The sequence below is a fragment of the Vibrio fujianensis genome, assembly GCF_002749895.1.
Lineage (GTDB): Bacteria > Pseudomonadota > Gammaproteobacteria > Enterobacterales > Vibrionaceae > Vibrio > Vibrio fujianensis.
Genome location: NZ_NBUS01000041.1, coordinates 274,339 through 276,045 on the forward strand (window position 1 = coordinate 274,339; position 1,707 = coordinate 276,045).

The 1,707-nt window shown below is 50.7% G+C and carries 2 protein-coding genes; one reads left to right on the top strand and one right to left on the bottom strand.

Annotated features, from left to right (window positions below):
* Positions 1-1,286: glycoside hydrolase family 3 C-terminal domain-containing protein (locus B7C60_RS18535; protein ID WP_245868988.1), on the bottom strand; the 1,286-nt coding region annotated here is incomplete at its 3' end.
* A gap of 123 nt (positions 1,287-1,409) precedes the next feature.
* Between B7C60_RS18535 and B7C60_RS18540 the strand changes: the two genes are divergently transcribed.
* Positions 1,410-1,707: cupin domain-containing protein (locus tag B7C60_RS18540; RefSeq protein WP_245868991.1), on the top strand; the 298-nt coding region annotated here is incomplete at its 3' end.

Consider the following 1,707-nt stretch of genomic DNA (forward strand, 5'->3'; position numbering starts at 1 on the left):
ACCTCTGCAAGGGTTTCTAGCACCCGCAGTTGGTCGAGTTGCCACACGGCATCAAGCAGCTCAGCTTGGCGTACGCTCCCCCCAAGGTAGAAACGGTATTCACCCGCTTCCAACACATAACTGTTTTTGTGCCCTGTCACACCGCTGTCGTCATAGGAAGCCAAAGCCCATAACGGCACGGTAATTTGCACTCTTTCACGGCCATTCGGTGCAATTTCACCACTTTTATCAAAACCACACAGCACACGCGCGGGTTTGCCGAGTTTTCCTTGCGGCGCTTCCACATAGAGCTGCACCACTTCTTTGCTGCTAAATTGTTGGCCAACATTGCAAATCTCAATATCAAACGTCAGCACGTTGGCGTTGGCGAGATCGCCGCCAGCATCGGCCACGTCACTAGAGCACTGCAGCAAACGGCGTTCAAATTGGGTATAAGATAACCCAGCACCAAACTCAAACTGCACCGCCTCTGGGGCAAAGGTTTCAAAGTAGCGATAGCCGACGTAAATATCTTCCGCGTAGAGATTAAAATCTTTGCGGCCAAAATGGGCAGATGAAGGGTAATCTTGCAAACGATAGGCGATGGTGTCGGTCAAACGACCACTGGGTGAGACAGCGCCAGAGAGCACATCGGCCAGCGCGTGGCCCCCTTCCATCCCCGCCGCCCAGCTGTAGAGCACCGCTTTGATCGCTTGATGGTTTTCAAGGCCAGTTAACCACGACATATCGATAATGTTGGTGACGTTCATCACCACGATCACACAGGAAAAATGGCGACACACTTTGGTTAGCATGCCGGTTTCCAGTTCGGTTAAGCGGTAGCTGCCTGCTTCATCGGCGTAATCTTTATCTTCACCGGCAGTGCGACCAATAAACACGATCGCTTTGTCTGACTGCGCTGCGGCCTGCGCCACCACCTCATCAGTCAATGGCATTTCATGTTGAAACCACGGCTCCGCCGCCCAACCGCCGCCGCCATCGTCAAATGGATGCTGTGCCAACCAAGCTTGATAGGTAGCGATCAGTTCCTGATTCAGCGTGAACGAAGCGTTGACTTGTAACCCTTGCAGCGCGTTAACGGCATACGGTACATTGACCGCCCCGCCAGACCCTGTACCACTGCGATAGGTATCCATTTGACAGCGGCCAAACAGAGAAACCACCTCTGATGGCTGAATAGGAAGGGCTTGGTCTTCATTTTTCAGCAAGACGATGCCTTCTGCTGCCGCTTGTCGGCTCACCGACACCAGTGCTTGCTGCGCTTTTTCTATCGCTGGATTTCTCATCGCTCTATCGCCCTCTTCTTGCCTTATTTTTGCCTTTGGCATTCTCATTGGTTGAGTTTGAGTGTAAGCTTTCCAAGCGCGCAATTATACCAATATACCGACTAATAAAAGGAAAATAGCGACATGAGTATCACTTATCAGTTGCATCATCATCTTCGCTATCCCCACTTTAAATTTGCTTACGTTGATGGCCACCATCACAGCGATTTCGGCCTGCATAAACACGATTTCTCTGAGCTGTTTTTGGTGGTCAGTGGCAAAGGCAATCACCTTGTTGCTTCGCATGTTTATCCACTCAGCGCTGGCGATGTGTTTGTGATTAATGGCGATACTGAGCACGCCTTCCAGAATGTGGATCAGTTAATCATCATCAATTTGATGTTTGAAGCAGGCACCCCGTTTTTCGAAACACCGTCACTGA